Below are 22,620 nucleotides of genomic sequence, written 5' to 3' on the forward strand. Positions count from 1 at the left end.
CCGCAAGCTGGATCAGACCAGGACGTTGTCTTCGTTCAGGTCCGCAACCTGGATACCCAGCAGCGTGATGCTGCCTTCGTCGCCCAGGTCGATGACAACATCGTTGCCATCCTGCGAAATCGCACCGGACAGGTCATCGAAGGTTTCGAAATCGAAATCGCTCGAGGTCAGGTCCAGAACGTCACCGTTGGCAAATGCCTCGAAGTCGCCGATGACGTCGTCACCCAATCCGGCTTCGAAGACGAAGGTGTCCGAACCCCGGGCCCCTTCCAGACGGTCGTTGCCAAGGCCACCGTTGATGATGTCATCACCGCTTCCGGCACAGATCACGTCGTTGCCTTCACCGCCGTCAATGACGTCGTTGCCGCGACCACCTTCGATCATGTCGTTGCCAAGGCCACCGTCGATGATGTCGTCACCGCGACCACCGCCCAGAGTGTCGGCACCTTCGCCGCCATCCAGAAGGTCGTCACCGTTGCCACCTTCGAGGGTGTCATTGCCCAGACCGCCGGTCAGGTCATCATCGCCGTTGCCGCCGATAAGCTGATCGTTTCCGGCTTCGCCGTCCAGATCATCATCGCCATTGCCGCCGTTGACCGTGTCATTGCCAGCACCGGCCAGAACGATGTCGTCGCCATTGCCAGCTTCGATTTCCTCGTCGCCAGCACCGCCCTGAAGATCATCGTTACCGTTTGTCGGCGCGATGTTCACCTCAGGCTCAACCGGTGCGAACACGAAGTTCTCGGCTACCAGCTCGTTCGGGGCAACGCCTTCCAGCGTGACCTGATCACCATTGCCCAGATCAATGACGGTGTTTTCGCCATCGGCCGAGATGTCGAGGTCCTCGAACTGAGTGATCCCGAAATCCGACACATCCAGGAAGTCGCCGTCTTCGACGCTGACCGAGAAGTCGGCCACAACGTCAAATCCGCTCCCGCGCCGGAAGGCAAAGGTGTCGCGACCGGACCCACCGATCAGCGTGTCGTTGTCGGCACCACCGTCCAGCAGGTCGTCACCACGACCGCCGTCGATGATGTCGTCACCGGCACCGCCGAACAGCTCGTCATCGCCACCTTCTGCGATGTCGATCACGAGGCGCAGCAGCTGCTCTTCACCGTTGTTACGGGTGAAGTCACCTTCGATCGGGTCAACAATCGTACCGGCGGCGGTCTCGCCACCCAGAATGTTGACAGGTTCGCCTTCTGGGTTGCCTTCCGAACCGTTGAAGCCCGGATGCGCACCCACAACGCCATTCTCGGCTGTGCCCTGATCACGCGCGGTCTGGTTGAGGAAGGCTGCGCCTTCTTCGTTGTTGGCCTCGGTGCCCGCATCCAGAACGTCACTGCCAAAGCGTTCGATGACGACCGGGCCAAGGAAGTTGCCCTCTTCGTCAAAGATCGGATCAGCCAGAGCGTCATCCGGTACGGCCAGGAATGCGTCGTTGGACGGGATAATCATGGTTGCCCAGGTAAAGAAGCCCTGTCCAACCTGATCGGCATTGACGTTCAGCGTGAAGCTGGCCGTTTCGCCCGGATCAATCGGACCCGGAGCACCGATGCCGCCAATAATGGTCGCGTCCACTCCGCCATCACCGACCTGCTGGTTGAATTCGGCCGCGATGCCTTCAACGCTGCCATCTTCGGCCAGACGTTCCAGCCCAAGACTGGCCGCTTCGCCTTCGTTGAACAGGTCGAAATTGGCACCATCGTGGAAACCAAACCAGACAGGTGTCAGGAAGGTTCCGCCTTCGCCCAGCGTGTTGGTGACGGATACGGTGATCGCTTCGCCATCGCCGATGGCGTCGCCCCGGATCACGTCATTGCCTGCGCCGCCATTGATGACGTCGTTCCCTGCACCACCAGCCAGCAGGTTCTCACCCGCGTCGCCGATCAGGGTGTCGTCATTGGCAGAACCGGTCAGGTTCTCGATGCTGATCAGCTGATCAACAACCTCATTGCCGTTCGGAGCCGAATAGACAGCCGTTCCGTCATTCAGGTCAGCTGTCACGCCTGCGCCGATATCCTGGAAATCGGCTGTGTCGATCCCTTCACCACCATCGGTGATGTCGCTACCGCCGCCGCCGCGCAGAATATCGTTGCCGATGCCGCCTTCAAGAACGTCATTGCCGCCCCGACCAACCAGCAGGTCGTTGCCGAGGTTGCCGGTCAACGTGTTGGCGCCATTGTCACCGAACAACTGGTCATCATTGGCAGAACCGTCCAGATTTTCGAACCCACTGAAGTTTTCGAAAACAGTGACGTTCTCGTTCGGTGCATAGGACGCGCTGCCCGTTGCCAGGTCTGCGACAACCTCGGCTCCGATACCCTGGAAGCTGTTGGTGTCGATGCCTTCACCGCCGCTCAGGAAGTCGGTGCCACCGCCACCAGCGATAAAGTCGTCCCCGGCACCACCGTCGATGGTGTTCGGAGCTGCGCCTGTCGCAACAATCTCGTCATCGTTGGACGAGCCGGTGATGTTCTCGATATTGGTGAACTCTTCCTGAATCAGCGGGCCGTTTCCGCCGCCGCCATTATATTCGGCTGTACCACTACCATCTGCGGCAAGCGTTACGCGAACTCCGGCGATGGTCGGATCTTCTGCGCCCAGGTTGGTGTTGGCAAAGTCGTTGGTGTCGATGCCTTCACCGCCGTCGATGATGTCGGTGCCACCGCCGCCGGACAGGATATCGTCACCCGCTCCGCCATTCAGCACATCCGCACCGCCAAGGCCGCTCAGGATATCGTCATCGCCCAGACCGTTCAGAACGTTGGCGTTGCCGTCGCCGACCAGAACGTCTGCGTCATCCGATCCAATGACGTTTTCGATGCTGATCAGGGTGTCGGTTTCGGATACCGCCACGGTAACATCTTCAACAGCCAGCACGCCGGACGGGTTGTCCGATACTTCTTCTGCACTCGCCAGCTCTGCACCGGCATCGACCAGCGAGTCACGCACCACCGGGCCATTCTGACCAGCAGGCGCGTTATGCAGGTGGATGGCCGAGACAACGCCCGGGATCGGGGTCAGCAGGTCGGATACCGCCAGGCCGGTTACCGACAGCTCGGACGAATACGTCGCCACGCCGTCCACAACGGTGACCACAACGGTCGCAGTTCCGGTTGCAAGCGAGTCCGACAGGGGGCCGGGCTCTTGTGATGCGTCCAGCGACGCCTCAAGAACCAATACCCCGTTGCCTTCTTCATCAAGCCCGTTTTCAACGACCAGCAACTGACCGCGGATTTCCCCGCCCGGGAAGTCAGCAGTGTGGATGTTGTAGTACAGAAGTTCCTCAACAGCCGCATCTACAAGGCTGTCTTCAGGGTTGCCGAAGTTCACAAAGGGCGCGTCTTCGATGACAACCGAGAACCCGGTTTCACGCGTCGCCGTGCCATCGCCCAGATCAACTTGGACAGGGACGTCGATATCGTTGAACGCGGCGGTGTCGATATCTTCACCACCATCCAGCGTGTCGTTACCCTTGCCACCTGTCAGGGTGTCATTGCCGCCATTACCACGGATGATATCATCGCCCGCAGTACCGACCAGATCATTGGCATTCTCATCACCTTCAATGAGTTGGCCCATTTCGTCTTGGGGATTCATTTTACACTCCAAACTGTTAAACAAACACTTCATGTGCCCGCGTCTGGATACCTGCGGCTGGCAAAATCAGTCGCAACTGTTCAAAAATGAAGGGTGGGTCATCACCAAGGTAAAAAAGGCCGTTCAGCGGCCATCGCCCATAAATTTTGAGAAATAAAAATTTTTCCTCACAAGAGTACAACTAAATTTGAAGTCACTTTTTTCGGGGGCGATTTATTGCTTTTTATGTGTTTTCAACTGACCGAATGCAAATGACAGACGATCCGACATCGCCCGACTGCTTTGAAAAGTTTCCCATTCACGACTGGGATCTGGTCCGTTTCCTGTTATGCGTGGCGCGTGCGGGAAGCATAGCTCGCGCTTCGGAACGGCTGTCGGAAAGCCCCGCGACAGTCGGCCGAAAACTCCGAGAGCTGGAGCGGGACCTGTCGGTGCCTCTTTTCGACCGGGGGCAGATGGGGGTCAAGCTGACATCCGTTGGCGAAGATATCTTGCGCATCGCCGAACGGATCGAAGCCGAGATGTGTCATGCCGGTGAAATCACACGCGCCCATCGCGGCCTGAGCGGAGGGCGCGTCGCGGTTGCGGCACCCCAAGGTCTGGGTGAGGCGGTTCTTGTGCCCAAGCTGGTCGAGTTTCACTCTCTGAACCCGCAAATAAGGCTGGACCTTTTGTTGTCCAATACGCGTATCAACATGCACAGCCGCGAGGCCGATATTGCCCTGCGTATGGGTAAACCCGAAGCGCATCGCATCCAAAGCGAAAAGCTTGGCGATGTGAAATTTGGGATCTATGCACTGGACGATTATCTATTCGGGCTGGACCAGATAAACAGCCCCGCGGAACTGTCGGGGCACAATGTCATTCTCGCGACCGGAGCGCTGAGCCAAACAGTGCAAGAGATCGAATTTCGAAAGATCTCGGAAAGATGCAACGTGGCGGCTCGTACCGACAATATCACCGCGCAGCTGACAGCAGTCAAAAGCGGTTTCGGCTTTGCTGTCTTGCCACGATACATGGGACAGGCCCATTCGAATTTGGTCGAGGTGATGCCGGGGTTTATGAAATCATCATTGGAGTTATGGCTGCTCACCCATCAGGATGTCGCGAACTATCCCCATGTGCAGACAACCAAAAATTTCCTGATCGAAACGTGCCGGGATATCTTCGTGCCAGATGAGCCGAAGATTGAGAATTGCCGATTGGAACTGCCGAACTGAATAACGGGCAAATCGGCGAAAGCGCGGTTGTCTCCCGGATCCGACTTAAGTTTTGATAGCGGTGAATATTGCAGTGTCCAGACAGGCTAGGAAATAGTCGCTCCAGATCGCGCTATGAATTGGCGGTTGCCAATTATCTTTCGCTCAAAGCGACAACATTAAGAAAAGATTACGGTTCCTTAATACAGAGATCCAAGCCTTGTACGATGACTGCTCATGGACCACTTAAATAAGCAACTCATCGGACAAATTCAGAGGCGATCAGAATGAAAAAGGTGGTTTTGACGAGCATTATTGGCGGATCATTGTTCTTGGCGGCGTGCGGGGCCCCGACAACGCCAACTCAGGCTCAGCTACAACATGATGCGCGCTGTGCCGCAGGTGTTCTGGGCGGTGCCGCACTTGGTGGCGTGGTTGGAAACCGGTTCGGCGGTGGAACAGGTAAGACCCTATCTACAGCGGCTGGCGCAGGTCTTGGAATGTATGCAGGTCAAGCGGCCTGTCACTGACACGTTCTGCCGGCCGTTTCGCGGCAGAGAATTCAGCCTTACTCTGGTATGCCCGCCTTTTGCAGGCTAGCCAGCCAGATGCGTCTGTTTTCGGGGTGGTTTTTTGATCCTGCAAATTGCCGGCGCATCGCGGAAATTGACAGTTTAGGGTTGATCTCCAACGCTGCGTTGACAGCTTTCTGCGCCTCTTCCGATCTGCCCATCTCAGCAAGAGTGGCCGCGCTCAGCAGGTGGTGAAACAGTCGCCACGTATTGCTTGTTGCCACCGCACCCAATTGCCGGGCAGCGTCCAGCGCTTCCTCGTATCGCTCGAGATGGAACAGGATATGTCCTTTGTAGAAATACATGTTCTGCAACATTGGATCGCGCGGGCTTAACCGGATCGCCATTTCTATCTCGGGCAGGGCGCGATCCTGCAAGCGGAACCAGTCATAGGTATGCGCCAATTCAAGCCGGATACGGGCGTCATTGGGGTTGAGTGATACGGCGCGTTCCAGATTTGCAACGGCTGGATCGGCCTCTCCGGTAAAGCGGTAGATGTAGCCAAGGGCCGCATGAGCTTGTGCATCCTGATCGTCCAGCTCGATCGCGCGCTTGGCCGCTTCGGTTGCGGCAATCAGCGTGTCCTGAGGGGTATCGGTCCACTGAAAAAAGAAGATCGTCCCAAACGCTCGGGCCAGCAGGCTGTAGGCTGCGGCAAAGCTTGGATCAACAGCGATGGCATCCTGCGCAAAGGCCACCGCGTCCTGCTGCGCCTCCTGCGAAAAGACCGCCTGTCGTGCCCGGCCGCGCAGATACAGATCCCACGCATCCATATCCTCGGTCGGTTTCTCCTGCGATCGCGCCTCGCCGGACTGATAAATCTCGGGCAGCAACTGGCCCGCGATGGCCCGGCTGATCTCGTCCTGCACATCAAAGATGTCGGTGACCTGCCGGTCAAAAACCTCGGCCCAGATGGTTTCGGCGCTGTCGACGTCAATAAGCTCGCCGCTGATCCGCACCTGACCATCCGCACGGCGGACGCTGCCTCGAACGACATAACCAACACCAAGGTCACGTGCGATTTCGATCGGGGTCGCCTGATCCTTTGCATATGAGAACATGGTCGCGCTGGACACAACAAACAGTTCCCGGTTGCGCGACAGATGCGCGATCAGGTCATCGGTGAGGCCGTCAACGAAATACTGTCCGGTTCTTTCGTCCCCGATATTGTCAAATTGAACGATGGCCAATGACGGCTTTCCAGTGTCGGGCAACCGCTGCCGATCCGCGAAGATGGAAACCATCAACATGGCAACTGCCAATCCCAGCAGGGCACCCGCAATAAGCATACCGCGTTTTGTTGATTTGCTCCTGCGCTCGGGTGGCGCGTCCTCGGCAACAACCGGGGCCACAAACTGGAACCCGCGCTTGGGGAAAGTCTTGATGTAGTCCGAGCTTGCCGCCGAGTCGCCCAAGGCCTTGCGCACGGACCGAATGCGCGTGTTCAGCGCCGCGTCTGTGATCGCCGCCCCATCCCAAATCTCATCAATGATTTCTTGCTTGCTGACTATTCTGTTTCGGTTCCGAACGAGAAATTCCAGCAACTGCAGGGCCTGTGGTTCCAGAGACACCGGTTCGTCTAACCGGAATAGCCCCTGTGTCGGATCAAGCTGGAATTCCAAGAAACGGTACATACCGCAACTTACACCCCGGAATGTCTTTGGCTCAACGAAGTTTGGGGATTGTCAGGAGAATGTCAGAAAAAATCAGCTTCCGATCAAGCCCATCGAACTCGGCGCGCGTAGCCTTTTCCGAGGCGTCTGCTTTTTAACGCCCGAAACTTGGAGGAGTTAGGAAATGTCACAACTGAAAACACTTTGCATGGCGGCCACGGTTATTCTGGCGGGAAGTAGCGCATTCGCGCAAACCGAGCTGGAGGCCGCATTGGGGAATGGTGCCGAGCGCCTCAAGGCTGATCAGATTGCGGAACTGCTGATTGGACACACGGTCACCGCCACATCCGGAGAGAAGACATTTCGTTTCTTCTATGACGCGAACAATATCGTGAGTGGAGAGCTTACGAATGGTGGCTGGAATGGCGCAGGTGCCTTTGCCATTACCGATACAGACAAAGTTTGCGTTTCTATGGCCGCCGACAAGGGGCGTTACCGCTGCATGACAGTGCTGCGGGTCGGCGACACGGTCCAGAAATTCAATGCCGCCGGAAAGAAAACCTTCGAACTGCACAGCTTTGAGCCGTCGACCGGTCTTTGAGTTTTGGTCTCTTTCTCGCTTGATCCCCAAAGTGGCCGTGTTCCGACTAGCGAATAACGGCCACGTCCGTTGGTCCAGAGGCTAGAAAAGTGAACACTTGAAGGCTCACACCGACAAAATACTCGTTGCGTGAAACTGAATAGATGAAAGAATGCCCCAATCGAGACGCGTTGCACGGTCTTGCGCCATTGCCGACGTTTTGAATTGGGATCTGGAACTATTCTGTCTTTTGGATAGTCAAAAGGCGCGGCTGCGCAAGGGGGGGATTTTGGCAAAAGTTCTGTTGGTGGAAGATAACGAAATGAACAGCGATATGCTGTCGCGCCGGTTGGAACGCAAAGGGTTTCAAGTCGTCGTCGCGAAAGACGGGTTGGAAGGCGTAACCATGGCCGGTGCAGAAAACCCCGACATCATTTTGATGGATATGAGCCTACCCAAGATTGATGGATGGGAAGCCACGCGACGTATCAAAGCAGCGTCCGAGACGAGCGCGATTCCGGTGGTTGCGTTGACGGCACATGCCATGGCGAGTGACCGGGAAAAAGCGCTGGACGCAGGTTGCGACGACTTTGACACCAAACCTGTAGAGCTTGGTCGTTTGCTTGAAAAAATAGAAAAGCTACTTTCAGCATCCTGACGAAAAGCCATCTATTCAGGATCAGATTTGCGCTCTGTCACAAAGAAGGTTCTGGCCTGGCCTTTACCTTTGATCCTGACATCCATGGGGTCGGACAGTTCAAAGCGATGCCTTACCCGCTTTGCGGTTTCTTCTGAGATTTGAATGCGACCCGGTGCGCCCGTCGATTCAAGACGGCTGGCGACGTTTACCGTATCCCCCCAGACATCGTAGAGGAACCGGTGCGACCCGATTATACCGGCAACCACGGGTCCGCTGTGGATGCCAATTCTGATGTTCATGGAATAATCCATCTCGTGGTTCAGCGCCTCGACCCGTGACAACATCCGATTTGCCATCTCGATAATCACTTCGGCGTGGTCGTTTCGATGATCGGGCACACCCGCAGCAACCATATAGGCGTCTCCGATAGTTTTGATCTTTTCCACGCCGAGTTCGGAGGCGGCTTTGTCAAAGTCCGAAAAAATCCGGTTTAGATAGTGAACGACTTGTGCGGGAGGCAGTTTTGCCGACATTTCGGTAAAGCCCACGATGTCCGAAAACAGGACAGTGACGTCGTCATGCCGGTCGGCAATTGTTGTCTCTCCGCCATTCAAACGGGTTACGATCTTTTGCGGCAGAATACTGTGGAGCAGGTCTTTGTATTTCTGTTTTTCTGCTTCCATCTGCCAAAGGTAGTGACGTTCTCGTTCGCGCCACTGGCTTTTTTCCAGCGCGGCGCGGATGCGGGCTTGCAACAAGATTGGATTGAACGGTTTGGGCAGGTAATCTTCTGCGCCAACTTCAATGCAACGCGCGACGCTTTCGATCTCATCAAGTGCTGAAATCATGATCACCGGGATATCGCGCCAATCATCATTTTCTTTTAATCGTGTCAGCACATCGTAGCCGTTGATATCCGGCATCATGAGATCAAGCAGAACAAGATCGAACGGATGTTGCGACATCGTTTGCAGCGCCGAGTGCCCCCCGTCAGCGGTCCAGACCTCGTGCCCGTCCCGTTTGAGCCGGCGGGCAAGCAACTCTCGGTTGGCTTCGACATCATCGACAACAAGGATGCGTCCGGTGAGCGCATCAGTTTCTGAAATCGGAGCAATCGAGCGCATACTGTGCGTCAGACTGGCAAACATCGCCGCGGCCTCTCCGGGCGCGTCGGGGATTTGAGGGGTCTCACCGGTCGGATTGTCGGACAAAGACGCGAGCATGTCGATTTGACTTAGAAGGGCGTCCGTGTGATCCAACAGACCCTGCAAATCTGGTTCCAAATGCCGCGCATTCAGATCATCCAGATCCTCAAGCAGCATCTCGCCGTATCCTTTGATTGCATTCATCGGCGTTCGCAGGTCGTGTCGCAGCCGTTTTGTGCCTTCATCCCCGCTGACGGTCAGTTTTACCACCATATCGGGGTGAAGAAGTTGATCCACAAATGTGCTCAATTCACTCGCAGCCGTTGAAATCCGTTTCAGGTCGGTGGTCGCATCAGTCAGATCCGATTGCCCGGCTTCATTTTCAAGAAGCTCGCAAAGACCGACAATGGCGCTGACCGGAGAGATCAGGTTCTGGCGTAGATTTGCCAACCAAACAGCCTGGGCGTTCTGCGCCTGGGATTCTGGGATGTCAGTCACAAATTACGTATCCTCAGAGCGTGAGGTCGGCAGGACTTCGTTCAACTGACTCAGAATGGTTTCAATTTCATCGCCATCTTTGCGGATCAGTGTCTGGACTAAGCCATTCAGCCGTGCGCGATCTTCGTTGGACAGCGTTTTGGCCGTTACGATGATAACGGGAATGTCTTTCCAATCGGGGTTTTTCCTCATCCCCGCAAGAAACTCAAATCCGTCCATCTCGGGCATCATGAGATCCAGCAAAATCACATCCGGCACAGATTCAGAGAGCCGTTGAAGGGCGTCCAGCCCGTTGACGGCCGTGCCGATACGCCAGCCCTCCTTTTCAAGAACCCTGCAGATCAATTCGCGCGTTGCGGCTTCGTCCTCTACAACCAACGCATGGGGGGACGGCAGAGTGGGGCAATGTTCTTTCAGCGCATTCAGCAACTCAACCGTGTCAATCGGCTTGCCCAAGTATTCGCTGGCCCCCAGCGACAGGCCCCTTTTGCGATCTTCTGCAAAGGTCAACATGATGACAGGTATATCCGCCAGCCCCGGATCGTCCTTCAGTTTTGACAAGACGGCCCATCCATCAATTTGGGGCATGAAGACATCCAGCGTGATGGCATCGGGTTTGGCTGTCCGCGCCAATTCCAAGGCCTCTTCGCCGTTGGTTGAAACAAGAACTCGATATCCTTCCCGACGCAGACGTCGACCCAAAAGATCATGCACGGTTGGATCGTCATCGACCAACAGAACCAAGGGCGCATTTGGATCGCTGTTCAGATCATCCTCGGAATCGCCGGATTGCGGCATGACGTCTGCCGCGGGGTCCCGGCAGATGCGCGGCAGACTGATCGTGAATGTCGACCCTTGCCCAAGAGTGCTGTCGCAATGAATGTGGCCCCCCAACTGTTCACAGAAGGCTTTCGTGATGGACAATCCCAACCCGGTGCCGCCATAATTCCGGGTGGTAGACGAGTCGGCCTGCGTAAAGGCGTCGAAAATCCTATCCACCTGTTCCGGAGACATGCCGATGCCGTGATCGACAACCGCAAATTCCAGGTGATCCGCGTCGTTCGACTTCACGACCGATAGGGTGATCTTTTCCTTTTCAGTGAATTTGCAGGCATTGGACAGCAGGTTCAGCAGGGCCTGCCGGATCTTGGTCAAGTCACAGACCATCTCACCGATATCGTCCGGGCACAAGATTTCCAGCGTATTTTCGTTCTTCTCTGCCAATGGCTCTACAGTCGCGCTGACGTCCTTGATCATCCGGCAAACATCGAAAGATTCCAGATCGAATTCCATCTTGCCAGCTTCGATTTTCGAGAGGTCCAATACGTCATTGATCAGCGCAAGAAGGTGTTTTCCGGCGGATTGGATTTTCTTCAGATCGCTCAGGTTCGCTTCGTCATTCTGATCAATGGCTTCTTCCAGCATCAATTCGCTGTATCCGATAATCGCGTTCAGTGGCGTGCGAAGCTCATGGCTCATATTGGCGAGGAAAGTGCTTTTGGTCTTATTGGCAGATTCCGCGATATCGCGGGCTACGCGAAGTTCGCTCTCGACACGCTTTTGCCGCGTGATGTCCCGGCCGTAGATATTGGCGTAACCCCCTTCGGGAACCGGCCACAGCAACAGGGCATAGATCAAATCTCCGCCTTCCTGCTCGAAATCTTGCCGTTTGTCCTCTTCCATTCCTCTGGCGACCCGCTCGCGCCAATTTTTTCCGACTTGATCGCCGACCTTCAACTGCAGCGCCTTCATCAAAGGGGCGCTTGCCTTGTTCGCGTAAATCAATTTGCCTTGATCGCTGAGGCGCAAGACCGGGTTCGGGTTTTCCTCTGGGATGCGCGACAATTCACGCATTCGGTTTTCAGCCTTAAACTGATCGTCGAGCGCTCTTGTGTTCGCCAGAGACAACTTGATGCCGTTGATCGCACTTTTTCTGGTCAGGAACGTCAGTTGAGTGATAACCAGTACAGTGCCCATCATAGTAAACGTGTTGAAATACCATGCCAGCGGGCCCCAAAGAAGCATGGACAACCAGGTCAGGAAAAGAACCGGGGTTGAGAAGCCCCATGACACCCTGAGAGAAAAAGTCGTAGATCCGCCAAACGCTCCGATAAATGCAAACAGATAAAGCACCATCTGCTCATGCGGTGCCAGTTGCGGCATCATGAAAAAATTGAAGCTGCCCCATCCAGTTCCAAGGATTATCGAAGTACAGAGGATTACCTTCAATCGCCGCTTGGAAATTGCTTTGGGTCGTGGCTTGTTGCGCAAAGCGTAATAGCTTTTCATCCCCAGAAAATTCATGACCAGCAGTACGATCAAAGATGCAGTTGCACCCAGCGTCAGGTTCGAGGGGCCGATCTGCAAAATAATGACCGCAAAGGCCATTAAGAAAGACAGTCCAAAAATGGGCGTTGTCGATGCTACGTTCAGCGCTTCGTAAATGCGCAATTCGTTTTCGTAGTCTTGATCTTGTTCTGTCCGCAAGCGCCTCTCCCCCAAAACACTTCGATTTTGGTCACAAGATCAGGTGCAGCCTCAGTCTTGCAAGGATTATCTACGATGTTGAGTAGATTGTGTTCGTTGCGTGTAACGGGACCTTGGGCCTTTGGTGCCTTTTCCAGCAAGGATCTCTAGGAGTGCCGAAGTTCGCAAAAGTTGACCCCGAACACGTGGTTCGGGGTCGAGACGACAAATCGTTTTCCAGGTCGAGATGGGTTATCCGGCTATGACGTCCTGCCGCTGAATGCCCAGCCCTTCGATCCCCAGTTCCATCTTGTCACCGGGTTTCAGATAGGTCGCAGGGTTCTGCCCCATACCGACACCCGGCGGTGTTCCGGTCGAGATGACATCCCCCGGTTGCAGGGACATGAACTGCGACAGGTGCGAAATAACCGTCGCGATGCCGAAGTGCATCGTTTTGGTTGATCCGTCCTGATACCGATGCCCGTTGACCTCTAGGTACATCGGCAGGCTCTGCGGGTCTGAAACTTCGTCTCGGGTAACCAGCCAAGGGCCGATCGGACCAAATGTGTCTGCGGATTTCCCTTTGACCCACTGACCCGAGCGATGCAGCTGAAAGTCCCTTTCGGACAGATCATTGACCACACAATACCCGGCCACGTGATCCAATGCGTCGGCCTCAGAGACGTATTTTGCCTCTTTCCCGATGACGACGCCCAATTCCACTTCCCAATCGGTCTTGACCGAATTGCGCGGGATTTCCACGGTGTCATTTGGGCCGATGATGGCCGATGTCGCTTTGAAAAAGATCACGGGCTCATCCGGCAATTCCATTCCGCTTTCGGCGGCGTGGTCGGCATAATTCAAGCCAATGCAGATGAACTTGCCCACATGTCCGACGCAGGCCCCGATCCGTGTGTCTGCCGCAACTATCGGCAAGCTGGCAACGTCCAGAGCGCGCAAGCGGCTTAGGCTTTCGTCACTCAGAACCGAGCCAGAGATATCGCCGACAGTGCCTGACAAATCGCGGATATTGCCGTCTTCGTCCAGAATTCCGGGTTTTTCCTCACCTGCAGCGCCGTGCCTCAGCAATTTCATTTCAAGGTCCCTTTCCGTTCAGATGGTCCAACCGCCGTCGATCGCGAATGGTTGTCCCGAGGTATATTTACTCGCGTCGCTGGCAAGATACAGTGCAAGCTCGGCTATTTCTTCCGACGTTCCGATCCGGCCCATTGGTTGCCGCGCGATGAAGTCAGTCATTGCCTGTTCATAGTCTCCGGTCGCGCGCAGCCTGTCATGCAGGCTGGGACTGTCGACAGTCCCAGCCTGCATGACAGGCTGCGCGCGACGCGGCCCTATTATGACACTGCACTGGCAGTAAAGGCCGGTGCTGACGTGGTCGTGATGGACGGAATGCAGGGCGGGACCGCGGCCACGCAGGACGTGTTCATCGAACATGTGGGCATACCGACGCTGGCCTGTATCCGTCCGGCGGTTCAGGCGTTGCAGGACCTTGGTGTTCATCGCGACGTGCAGCTTGTGATTTCGGGCGGAATTCGCTCGGGAGCGGATGTGGCGAAAGCCTTGGCGCTGGGTGCAGATGCCGTGGCGATAGGGACGGCAGCCCTGATTGCACTGGGTGACAATGACCCTAAATGGGAATCCGAGTATCAGAAACTGGGCACGACCACGGGTGCCTATGACGACTGGCATGAAGGGCGCGACCCGGCTGGCATCACCACGCAAGACCCTGAGCTTGCGGCCAGGCTGGATCCGGTTGAAGCAGGCCGCCGTCTGCGCAATTACCTGAAGGTCATGACGCTGGAGGCGCAGACGATTGCCCGTGCCTGCGGTCACAACCACCTTCACAATCTTGAACCCGAAGATCTGTGCGCCCTGACGATGGAGGCCGCTGCAATGGCAAAAGTGCCGCTTGCGGGAACAGACTGGTATCCGGGCAAAGCCGGGTTTTGATCCGATAATGCGCGGTCCCCATCGGGGGCCGTTATTTGTTTCAACAGGGAAAGGAAGGCCGAGCATGACGACAGATCTTGCCGCTTTCGCCAAGGAAAAAGGCGTTAAATACTTCATGATCTCGTTCACTGATTTGTTCGGTGGACAAAGGGCCAAGCTGGTGCCTGCGCAGGCGATTGCTGACATGCAAGAAGAAGGCGCGGGTTTCGCTGGTTTCGCGACTTGGCTGGACATGACCCCTGCGCATCCCGACATGCTGGCGGTGCCCGACCCGTCCTCGGTCATCCAGTTGCCGTGGAAGCCCGAGGTCGCCTGGGTCGCCGCCAATTGCGTGATGGAGGGCGAGGACGTGGCTCAAGCCCCGCGCAATGTGTTGCGTCGCCTGATCGACGAGGCCGCTGCCGAAGGGCTGCATGTGAAAACCGGGATCGAAGCTGAATTCTTTCTTTTGACCCCGGACGGAGAGCAGATCAGCGACCCGTTCGATACGGCCGAAAAGCCCTGCTATGACCAGCAAGCGGTGATGCGCCGCTATGACGTGGTGCGCGAGATTTGCGACTATATGCTCGAACTGGGCTGGGGGCCGTATCAGAACGACCACGAGGACGCCAATGGCCAGTTCGAAATGAACTGGGAGTTTGACGACGTGCTGCGCACCGCCGACAAGCATTCCTTTTTCAAGTTCATGACCAAATCGGTGGCCGAGAAACACGGCTTCCGCGCCACCTTCATGCCCAAACCGGTCGAAGGGCTGACGGGCAATGGCTGCCACGCCCATATCTCGGTCTGGGATGCGCCGGGGGCGGCGGCAAAAACCAATATGTTCGCGGGTAAGGGAGATGGGCCAACCGGCGAGGTTGGGCTGGGCGAAAAGGGTAAACACTTCTTGGGTGGGATCATGAAACACGCCAGCGCGCTGGCGGCGATCACCAATCCGACCGTAAACAGCTATAAACGTATCAACGCGCCACGCACTATGTCCGGGGCGACATGGGCTCCGAATACGGTGACTTGGACCGGCAACAACCGAACCCATATGGTCCGCGTGCCCGGCCCCGGCCGGTTCGAGTTGCGGTTGGCAGATGGGGCCGCCAATCCTTATTTGCTGCAGGCGGTGATCATCGCTGCGGGCCTTTCTGGTATCCGAACCAAGGCAGACCCCGGACCTCGATATGACATCGACATGTACGCCGAAGGTCACACTGTTACCGATGCCCCAAAACTGCCCCTTAACATGTTGGATGGTTTGCGCGCCTACGATCAGGACACTGGCCTAAAAGCGATGATGGGCGACGCGTTTTCGCAGGCTTTCCTGAAGATGAAACATCAGGAATGGAACTCGTTTGTCTCGCATTTTTCGCGATGGGAAAAAGAGCACACGCTGGATATCTGACGACCTGTCAAAACGAACGCCCGCCCAGATCGTCTGGGCGGGCGCAGGGGGTCTTGTGGTCAGACGGCGTGTGTGGGTTCGCCGCCCTCAATCGAGTAAACCAAAGTTATACGTCATCTATGTTGGTCACTGTTTCGCGAAAATAGTCCAGCATGCCGTTCGCTTCATGTGATAGAATATAGGTCAGGCTTTTCACCTCTTTCTGACGAGCACCGTAGAAAAACTGCTGTTGGAAAGTAGTCAGGTGCCAGCCGTCGCCCAGTGCTGTGCATTTCAAGCCCAACAAGTGTGTTCCTTTGGGAAACACGTCCTGCCCGAGGCGCCCAATGACGGCCATCAACGCATCACGGTTCTTGGCGGCTTGCCAGCTTATGTCGGTTTCATCGCGAAAGTGGTCAATGCGAAAATCAATGTCAGGCGCGATGAGCTCGAACATTGACGGGTCTCCGGCGACAAAGCGGGTGATGACCTGCCCGATGATGGTTGCTTGTGAAATGGCTGGATCCGCATTCATGACCTTGGTCTCCTGTTCTCTGGTGGGTGCAGAATGCCAGTATCTTTATGTTTAGGTAATTGCTTTGGATGCTATAGTTGATATAGGTAAAGCATATGATTGAACTGAGCATCCTGCGCTATTTCGTGTGCGCCTATGAAGCCAAGACATTCAGCAAGGCTGCTCGTGAAAGCGGGGTCAGCCAGCCAACAGTGTCGGCCGCGATTCAAAGACTGGAAGATCGTCTGGGCGCGCCCTTGTTCCAACGCTCCAAGTCAGGTTTGACGCCAACGCCGCTGGCGACGAAACTGTATCATGACACGCGAAACAGCGTGACGCACCTTGCGACTTTGGAAAGCCGTATGCTGAACCAGCCTCAGCAGGAAGTGCGGGTCTATTCTGCGCCGGATATGCTGATCAACGGGCTGGCTTCGGGGTTAAGTAGCTTGCGGGCAGAATCTGAAAACCTGATCTTCAGTTTCACTGACGACGTTCACGAAAGTGACATCGCCTACCTGAGCAAAACATGTGTCTCTGACTCTCATAAGTTCCTGCCGCTGGCAGAAGAACCCTTTGGAGTTGCCTTCTCGCATAAGCACCCGCTTGCATATTCCGGCGAGGTCCGATTGGAGGATATCCGCCAGTATCCGATCATTCACCGGCCCTATTGTCCAAATGCAGATCGCATGGATCTGGACCCGGTTCTCGTTCGACCTGCTGCCCAAGCGATGAATGACCCGCAACTGTTGGACTTGATCGCAGTCGGACTTGGCATAGCCTTCACACCGCGGTCACATGCCGAAAGCCGCAGCGATATCGTCTGGGTGCCTCTGAAGGGCGTGGATGCCGGGGTTCGCAGCGTCGGAATTTCACATCGAAGATCAGCTATGGCTGCAGGCTTGGCCAAGAAACTGGTTCAGTTCCTCAAAACCAGTCCAGGCAGCGTCGGGTCGAGACGAGATTCAGCGACCCCGGTCGGTGCGGTATAGAGAGCTTTCCCGCGCATAAAGTTCGGATTGGTGTTTCAGATTTTTGATGTGCTGGAACGGACAATGATCTCATGATCCAGAAAAATCGGAGCCGTCGGTACAGGCTCATTTCCGAGTAGGTCCAGCAATGTCTCGATCGCCCGGCGACCTATCAAATGGCGCGCCTGTCTTATCGTTGTCAGTTCAGGCTGAAACACCGCAGCGAAAGACACATCATCGAATCCCATGACGGAAACCTGACCGGGTACGGAAATTCCACCCTTTTGAAGTTGACGGATGACCCCCATTGCGGCCTCGTCATTGGCGCAAAAAACGGCGGTCAGGTTGGGGTGGTGCGTAATCACCTGTTCACCGGCGCGTTGCCCTTCATCAAAAGTGAATCCACCGGGAATGCGGCAAATCTGATCTGTCAGGCCCGCATCCGTCATTGCCTGTGCATATCCGGCAAAACGATCTGCGGTCAGGGTGTTTGGTTCGGGACCCGTGACATGGGCAATGGCGCGATGGCCCTGAGAAATCAGATAGAATGTCGCGTCATACGCCGCCTTCAGGTTATCCGTTCCGATATGCGGAAAACCGGCCCCGTCGATACGTTCCGAGATTGAAACGACCGGGATGTCTTCTGGCAGCAATCCCTGTGGCGGGGCGCTGCCATTTAACAACAGGGCACCATCCGCGCGCCCATTGCGCAGATTTTCCAGTATTTTGGCGTATCGAGTCGCGTCGCCGTTGGTATTGCCGATCAGAATCGTAAGATCCGCAGGTGTTGCGACGGCTTCGATGCCAGACAGTATTTCCGAAAAGAACGGGTTGGCGATATCGGGCAGAATAACCAGCACCGTGCCGGATCGGTTCCGTCGCAACATCTGCGCTGCTGTATTGACGCTGTAGCCCGTTTCATTCACCGCATCGAACACCGCCTTCCGTGTTTTTTCCGACACGATATCAGGCGATTGCAACGCGCGACTGACGGTTGCGGTCGACACTCCTGCAAGGCGAGCGACGTCTCGGACGGTGGGTCTTTTTTGCGTGTTCTTGGTCATGTTGCATCTGTTCTATCAGTCAATCGCACAAAATGTAATGGTTTACATTCACAATGAAAACGATTACATACAGATTCAAAATGTTTACATCTTCGATTTCTGGGGAGGGAATATGAAGTTGGGCGTAAACCTTCTATGCGCAGGCGGGCTGATTGATCAGTCGCAGCTGGATATTTGCCGATTGGCTGCGCAAGAAGGGTATGATGGGGTTGAGATCCCGGTTCTGGACGGCGCGCCCGACCATTACGTCTGGCTGGCCTCAGAGCTGGGCAGTCTCGGGCTCGAGCGGACATGCACCGCAACAATTCCGGACCCTGACGCCGACCCAACCAGCCCTGACCCGGCAGTGCGGACCCGTGGAATCGCGCATCTGGATTGGATACTGGAGTGCGCCACGGCACTTGGGGCTCAAACCATTGGCGGGCCTTTTCATGCTCCGATCGGACATTTCACCGGCAGTGGCCCCACGAGGGACGAATGGAAACGCGGGGCAGAGGCCCATCATCAGATGGCAGAGAAAGCCGCAGCGCATGGCATCCGGCTGGCTTTGGAGCCTCTTAATCGGTTCGAGACGCATTACCTGAATACCGCTGCTCAGGCCGCAGAGTACTGCGCGATGGTTGATCATCCAGCCTTTGGCATCATGTACGACACGTTTCACGCGCATATCGAAGAAAAGGACCAGGTCGCCGCGATAAGAACACTGGCTGGCCGGATCAACGTGTTGCACGTCTCGGAAAACGACAGGGGCACGCCGGGCACCGGGCAGATCGACTTTGACGCGATCTTTTCGGCCGTTAAACAAACCGGATTTGACGGCTGGGTTGTGATGGAGGCGTTCGGCGCGGGAGTGCCCGAACTGGCCTCCGCGACGCGCATCTGGCGGCCGATGTTTAAGGATCACCCGCAACTGTTTCACGACAGCGCCGCGTTCATTCGGGACAGGTGGGCGCGCGCATGATCGGGGAAGTTGTCTTTGAGATGAAGAACATCTCCAAACTGTTTCCCGGCATCAAAGCGCTGGATTCCGTCAGCTTTGAGGTTCGCGCCGGCGAAGTTCACGCATTGGCCGGTGAAAACGGCGCCGGTAAATCCACGCTGATAAAGGTTCTGTCCGGCGTCTATCAGGCGGAAGAGGGTGAGATTTTTCTGCGCGGGCAGAAAGTTCGGTTCCAACATCCGTCGGAATCTCTGGCGCAGGGGGTCAGTGTGATCTATCAGGAATTTTCCCTGCTGCCGGACCGCACCGTTGCTCAGAACATCTTCTTGGGCCGCGAACCATTGCGGCGATGGGGGCTGCTGGATACCGAAAAGATGCGGGCTGAGACGGAAAAGGTACTGGCCCTGTTCGGTGACCGTCATCGCTTTGGCCCCGATACTCTGGTCGGAGAACTGGACGTGGCGCAGCAGCAGATGGTGGAGATTGCCAAGGCGCTGTCGCTGAACGCGCAGGTCATTGTAATGGATGAACCGACGGCTGCTCTGAACGATACCGAATGCGACTTGTTGTTTCATCTGATTGACGATTTGCGCGGGCAGGGGCGGGCCATCGTTTATATCACCCACCGTATGCCGGAAATCCGGCGGCTGGCGGATCGGGTCACGGTCATCAAGGACGGTAAGGTGGCTGCGCTGTTCGATCAGGTGCCCGAGACCCGTCAAATCGTCGAAGCCATGGTTGGGCGCGACATCGAACATTTTTATCCTGAACCGGCCAAGATCGAAGAGGTCGGTGATCCCGTTCTGAGTGTTCGCAACGGCGGCAATAACCGGTTGTCAGACATTAATCTCGATCTACGCGCGGGTCAGATCACCGGGTTTGCGGGCGTGCAGGGCGCGGGCCGGACGGCGCTTGCACTGGCTCTGTTCGGGGCCGAACCATTCGAGAGCGGCGAGGTCAGCATCGAAGGACAGAAAATCGTCCTGGACACGCCGCGCACTGCGGCCAAGGCCGGGGTCGCAATGTTGCCCGGTGATCGCAAGGCCGAAGGGCTGGTGCTGATGCAATCGGTCCGCGACAACGGGATGCTTTCGGCCCGGGCGTTTTCACCGGCGCTTGGAAACCCGGATAAAACTTCGATCGCCGGATTGCGCCAGATGGACGAGGCCTTTGACGCGTTCGATCTGCGCGCCGCCAGCTATGACGCGGAAATCCAATCGCTTTCAGGAGGTAATCAGCAGAAAGCGATCGTCGCGCGCTGGCTGTCTCTGAAGCCAAAAGTGTTGATCTTCGTCGAACCCACGCGGGGCATAGACGTCAACACCAAGGCGGGCATCTACACCCAGATGCGCAAACTGGCGCAAGAGGGCGCGGCGGTTCTGGCGATCTCATCCGACCTGCCCGAGGTTCTGGGCATCTCGGACCGGGTGCTGGTCATGAGCGACGGCAAGATCGTGGCCGAGTTCGGACATGGCGCCAGCGAAGCCGAAGTCATGCACGCAGCGACCGAGGCGCATTTGGAAATGGAACTGTCATGAGCATGCGACGGCCCAAAAACCTGTCGGCTCTGGCCCCGTTTCTGCTGCTGCTTGTGGCCTTTGCCGCCTATGTCGCCGTGGCGGTGTCAACAGGCCAAACACAATTTCTAACGGCTGAAAACCTGTTGGGGTTGCTCGGGCGGTCTATTGCGCTGGGGATCACGGCCATCGGTCAGACTTTTGCCATCCTGATCGCGTCGATTGATCTGAGCGTGGCCAACCTGATCTCGGTTTCGGCGGTTTTGGCCTCGTCCATCATGTCGGGTGATCCGTCAATGATGCTGCCTGCGGTGGCGGCGGTGCTGGCCGTTGGGGTCGTGGTGGGGCTGATCAACGGGCTGGTTATCACCCAGTTTGAGGTCAATCCGCTGATTGCCACGCTGGGCATGGCGCTGATCCTGCAAGGGTTGCTGAGCGCCACGTTCAATAACTTCGCAGGCGAAGTGCCGGAGGAGTTCCAGGTCTTTGCCTATGGTCAGGTCGGCGGTATCTCGATCAGCCTGATTTTCCTGATCGGCCTGACGATTGCCGCATGGGTGTTTCTGCGGTTCACCCGCGCAGGGTCCAACATCTATTCGGTGGGCGGCAACGCGGATGCCGCCAAGCTCGCCGGGATGCGCACCACGCGCGTGGTTATCATGGCGCATGTGATCTGCTCAGTCTGTGCGACGATTGCAGGGTTATATCTGGCCAGCCGGTTGCGTTCGGGCGCGCCGTGGATCGGGCGGGATGGCGTTTATGATCTGGAATCCATTGCCGTGGTTGTCATTGGCGGCACAGCCCTGTCGGGCGGGCGCGGCGGGGTCTGGGGCACCCTGATGGGGGTGATGGTTTTCTCGCTGATCGACTCGATCTTCAACATTGCAGGCGTCGATGCCTTTGCCAAACAGATCCTGCGCGGGGTGATCATCGTGGCGGCCGTCGCCGTCTATGCCATGCGCAGCCGGAGGATCGAGGCATGATGGACCGGCTGAAACAGATCAACCCGGTGTTTCTGGTTCTGGCGCTGCTGTTTGTGGCAATCGCGATCCTGTCGCCCTATTTTTTGCAGCCCGCTGGATATATGAATTTCCTCAAACGCGCGGCGCCCATTGCGATCCTCGCTGTGGGGCAGCTTTACGTCATCAATTCGGGCGGGTTCGATCTGTCCGCGGGGGCGCTGGTGACGCTGACAGTGATCGGCAGCTCGATCCTGCTGGACGGCGATCCCAGCGCGACATGGTGGGTCATTCTGGTCATGCTGGGGATCGGCGTGATCACCGGGACGGTCAATGCGCTGGTGGTGTCATGGCTTAAGGTGCCGTCCATCATTGCAACGCTGGGGATGATGATCACGCTCAGCGGGATTGCCCTGACATGGTCGGGCGGTGCCCCGCGCGGATATCTGCCCGAGAATTTCCGGTTCTTCGGACGCTACCTGATCAAGGACCTGCCGTTGATCAAAATCCTGCCTGTGGCGGTGATCGTGATGGTCGTGGTCTGCGCCGCCATGTGGTGGCTGATGCACCGCACCAATTACGGCAAGCGTCTGGTCGCCATGGGCGACAACCCCAAGGCGGCTTTGCTGGCAGGGGTCCCACTTACGGAAACACGGATCGTCGCCTTTGTCATGTCATCTGTCTCGGCCGTCTTCGCCGGGATCTTGCTGGGCGGCTTTGCTGGCGTTTCCACGGATGTGGGCGTTGGGCTGGAATTGCAGGCCATCACCGCTGCCGTTATCGGCGGGGCGCAATTGCTGGGCGGACGCGGCACCGTTGGGGCCACAATCGCAGGCGCGCTGGTGCTGCAGGCGATGTTCACGCTGCTCAACATTCTGGGCTTTCCAAAACCCATCCGCGACGTGGTGCAAGGAGTGATTTTGATCTCGGCGGTGGTGATCGCCGGATACCGACGACGCCGATCTGGGGGATAGGCGCCCGAAACTATTCAGAGGAGGA

General features: G+C 56.5%; 17 protein-coding genes and 2 pseudogenes. 11 read left to right on the forward strand and 8 right to left on the reverse strand.

The annotated features are described in order from the left end of the window. Positions 1–12: 12 nt before the first annotated feature. Complete coding sequence (locus tag ACR0MS_RS09275; RefSeq protein WP_480574204.1) at positions 13–3,603, reverse strand: spondin domain-containing protein; 3,591 nt, start codon at positions 3,601–3,603, stop codon at positions 13–15. 251 nt (positions 3,604–3,854) lie between these two features. Here ACR0MS_RS09275 and ACR0MS_RS09280 point away from each other — a divergent pair, with 251 nt between their 5' ends. Together ACR0MS_RS09280 and ACR0MS_RS09285 are read left to right on the forward strand one after the other, a co-directional pair. Beyond that, a complete protein-coding gene (locus ACR0MS_RS09280; protein ID WP_480574207.1) occupies positions 3,855–4,823 on the forward strand; it encodes a LysR family transcriptional regulator in 969 nt (322 codons plus the stop codon). A 266-nt stretch (positions 4,824–5,089) separates the two neighbouring features. Next, positions 5,090–5,332 carry a glycine zipper 2TM domain-containing protein gene (locus ACR0MS_RS09285; protein WP_480574210.1) on the forward strand — a complete coding sequence of 81 codons (243 nt, stop codon included), beginning with the start codon at positions 5,090–5,092 and terminating at the stop codon, positions 5,330–5,332. Positions 5,333–5,370: 38 nt separating this feature from the next. Here ACR0MS_RS09285 and ACR0MS_RS09290 read toward each other — a convergent pair whose 3' ends face one another. Next, entirely contained in the window at positions 5,371–7,008 is a 1,638-nt protein-coding gene (locus tag ACR0MS_RS09290; protein WP_480574214.1) for a winged helix-turn-helix domain-containing tetratricopeptide repeat protein, read from the reverse strand. A gap of 163 nt (positions 7,009–7,171) precedes the next feature. Here ACR0MS_RS09290 and ACR0MS_RS09295 point away from each other — a divergent pair, with 163 nt between their 5' ends. Both ACR0MS_RS09295 and ACR0MS_RS09300 read left to right on the forward strand, forming a co-directional pair. Continuing rightward, positions 7,172–7,588: a hypothetical protein gene (locus ACR0MS_RS09295; protein WP_480574217.1), complete on the forward strand. Its 417-nt coding sequence runs from the start codon at positions 7,172–7,174 to the stop codon at positions 7,586–7,588. Positions 7,589–7,856: 268 nt separating this feature from the next. Continuing rightward, positions 7,857–8,225 carry a response regulator gene (locus ACR0MS_RS09300; RefSeq protein WP_480574220.1) on the forward strand — a complete coding sequence of 123 codons (369 nt, stop codon included), beginning with the start codon at positions 7,857–7,859 and terminating at the stop codon, positions 8,223–8,225. 11 nt (positions 8,226–8,236) lie between these two features. Here ACR0MS_RS09300 and ACR0MS_RS09305 read toward each other — a convergent pair whose 3' ends face one another. The 4 genes and pseudogenes from ACR0MS_RS09305 to ACR0MS_RS09320 all read right to left on the reverse strand — a co-directional run. Next, positions 8,237–9,850 carry an adenylate/guanylate cyclase domain-containing protein gene (locus tag ACR0MS_RS09305; RefSeq protein WP_480574223.1) on the reverse strand — a complete coding sequence of 538 codons (1,614 nt, stop codon included), beginning with the start codon at positions 9,848–9,850 and terminating at the stop codon, positions 8,237–8,239. A gap of 3 nt (positions 9,851–9,853) precedes the next feature. Continuing rightward, positions 9,854–12,337 (reverse strand): response regulator, encoded by a 2,484-nt coding sequence (locus ACR0MS_RS09310; RefSeq protein ID WP_480574226.1) that lies wholly within the window; start codon positions 12,335–12,337, stop codon positions 9,854–9,856. A 231-nt stretch (positions 12,338–12,568) separates the two neighbouring features. Continuing rightward, entirely contained in the window at positions 12,569–13,411 is an 843-nt protein-coding gene (locus ACR0MS_RS09315) for a fumarylacetoacetate hydrolase family protein (protein ID WP_480574228.1), read from the reverse strand. Positions 13,412–13,429: 18 nt separating this feature from the next. Then, positions 13,430–13,726: pseudogene (locus ACR0MS_RS09320) on the reverse strand (SDR family oxidoreductase); the annotation flags it as partial. Here ACR0MS_RS09320 and ACR0MS_RS09325 point away from each other — a divergent pair. Both ACR0MS_RS09325 and glnT read left to right on the forward strand, forming a co-directional pair. Next, a pseudogene (locus tag ACR0MS_RS09325) lies at positions 13,658–14,287 on the forward strand (glutamate synthase-related protein); the annotation flags it as partial. The pseudogenes ACR0MS_RS09320 and ACR0MS_RS09325 sit on opposite strands and share 69 nt — an antisense overlap. Before the next feature lie 64 nt (positions 14,288–14,351). After that, positions 14,352–15,680, forward strand: a complete 1,329-nt coding sequence (gene glnT / locus ACR0MS_RS09330; RefSeq protein ID WP_480575979.1) for a type III glutamate--ammonia ligase — start codon at positions 14,352–14,354, stop codon at positions 15,678–15,680. A gap of 106 nt (positions 15,681–15,786) precedes the next feature. Here the strand turns inward: glnT and ACR0MS_RS09335 are convergent, their stop codons facing one another. After that, on the reverse strand, positions 15,787–16,194 hold the full coding sequence (locus ACR0MS_RS09335; protein WP_480575982.1) for a hypothetical protein: 408 nt from the start codon (positions 16,192–16,194) through the stop codon (positions 15,787–15,789). Positions 16,195–16,289: 95 nt separating this feature from the next. Here ACR0MS_RS09335 and ACR0MS_RS09340 point away from each other — a divergent pair, with 95 nt between their 5' ends. After that, a complete protein-coding gene (locus tag ACR0MS_RS09340; RefSeq protein WP_480575985.1) occupies positions 16,290–17,162 on the forward strand; it encodes a LysR family transcriptional regulator in 873 nt (290 codons plus the stop codon). A gap of 35 nt (positions 17,163–17,197) precedes the next feature. Here ACR0MS_RS09340 and ACR0MS_RS09345 read toward each other — a convergent pair whose 3' ends face one another. Then, entirely contained in the window at positions 17,198–18,205 is a 1,008-nt protein-coding gene (locus ACR0MS_RS09345) for a LacI family DNA-binding transcriptional regulator (RefSeq protein WP_480575988.1), read from the reverse strand. Between the two features lie 112 nt (positions 18,206–18,317). Between ACR0MS_RS09345 and ACR0MS_RS09350 the strand changes: the two genes are divergently transcribed. Genes ACR0MS_RS09350 through ACR0MS_RS09365 form a run of 4 tightly spaced genes read left to right on the forward strand, consistent with a single transcriptional unit; the run spans position 18,318 to position 22,595 of the window. After that, positions 18,318–19,166, forward strand: coding sequence for a sugar phosphate isomerase/epimerase family protein (locus tag ACR0MS_RS09350; RefSeq protein WP_480575991.1), 849 nt, complete (start codon positions 18,318–18,320; stop codon positions 19,164–19,166). Next, positions 19,163–20,683, forward strand: coding sequence for a sugar ABC transporter ATP-binding protein (locus ACR0MS_RS09355; protein ID WP_480575995.1), 1,521 nt, complete (start codon positions 19,163–19,165; stop codon positions 20,681–20,683). The genes ACR0MS_RS09350 and ACR0MS_RS09355 overlap by 4 nt, the downstream gene beginning before the upstream one ends. Beyond that, positions 20,680–21,645, forward strand: a complete 966-nt coding sequence (locus ACR0MS_RS09360) for an ABC transporter permease (RefSeq protein WP_480575998.1) — start codon at positions 20,680–20,682, stop codon at positions 21,643–21,645. The genes ACR0MS_RS09355 and ACR0MS_RS09360 overlap by 4 nt, the downstream gene beginning before the upstream one ends. Then, the gene (locus tag ACR0MS_RS09365; protein ID WP_480576001.1) at positions 21,642–22,595 is read left to right on the forward strand and encodes an ABC transporter permease; all 954 of its coding nucleotides are present in this window, start codon (positions 21,642–21,644) and stop codon (positions 22,593–22,595) included. Before ACR0MS_RS09360 ends, ACR0MS_RS09365 begins: the two co-directional genes overlap by 4 nt. Positions 22,596–22,620: the final 25 nt, after the last annotated feature.

It is taken from the genome of Ruegeria sp. CJ2, assembly GCF_056536745.1.

Excerpts from the sequence above, each read along its gene's own strand:
- ACR0MS_RS09275 (WP_480574204.1), bottom strand. The coding sequence starts at position 3,603 with ATGAATCCCCAAGACGAAATGGGCCAACTCATTGAAGGTGATGAGAAT.
- ACR0MS_RS09280 (WP_480574207.1), top strand. The coding sequence starts at position 3,855 with ATGACAGACGATCCGACATCGCCCGACTGCTTTGAAAAGTTTCCCATT.
- ACR0MS_RS09285 (WP_480574210.1), top strand. The coding sequence starts at position 5,090 with ATGAAAAAGGTGGTTTTGACGAGCATTATTGGCGGATCATTGTTCTTG.
- ACR0MS_RS09290 (WP_480574214.1), bottom strand. The coding sequence starts at position 7,008 with ATGTACCGTTTCTTGGAATTCCAGCTTGATCCGACACAGGGGCTATTC.
- ACR0MS_RS09295 (WP_480574217.1), top strand. The coding sequence starts at position 7,172 with ATGTCACAACTGAAAACACTTTGCATGGCGGCCACGGTTATTCTGGCG.
- ACR0MS_RS09315 (WP_480574228.1), bottom strand. The coding sequence starts at position 13,411 with ATGAAATTGCTGAGGCACGGCGCTGCAGGTGAGGAAAAACCCGGAATT.
- glnT (WP_480575979.1), top strand. The coding sequence starts at position 14,352 with ATGACGACAGATCTTGCCGCTTTCGCCAAGGAAAAAGGCGTTAAATAC.
- ACR0MS_RS09335 (WP_480575982.1), bottom strand. The coding sequence starts at position 16,194 with ATGAATGCGGATCCAGCCATTTCACAAGCAACCATCATCGGGCAGGTC.
- ACR0MS_RS09340 (WP_480575985.1), top strand. The coding sequence starts at position 16,290 with ATGATTGAACTGAGCATCCTGCGCTATTTCGTGTGCGCCTATGAAGCC.
- ACR0MS_RS09345 (WP_480575988.1), bottom strand. The coding sequence starts at position 18,205 with ATGACCAAGAACACGCAAAAAAGACCCACCGTCCGAGACGTCGCTCGC.
- ACR0MS_RS09350 (WP_480575991.1), top strand. The coding sequence starts at position 18,318 with ATGAAGTTGGGCGTAAACCTTCTATGCGCAGGCGGGCTGATTGATCAG.
- ACR0MS_RS09355 (WP_480575995.1), top strand. The coding sequence starts at position 19,163 with ATGATCGGGGAAGTTGTCTTTGAGATGAAGAACATCTCCAAACTGTTT.
- ACR0MS_RS09360 (WP_480575998.1), top strand. The coding sequence starts at position 20,680 with ATGAGCATGCGACGGCCCAAAAACCTGTCGGCTCTGGCCCCGTTTCTG.
- ACR0MS_RS09365 (WP_480576001.1), top strand. The coding sequence starts at position 21,642 with ATGATGGACCGGCTGAAACAGATCAACCCGGTGTTTCTGGTTCTGGCG.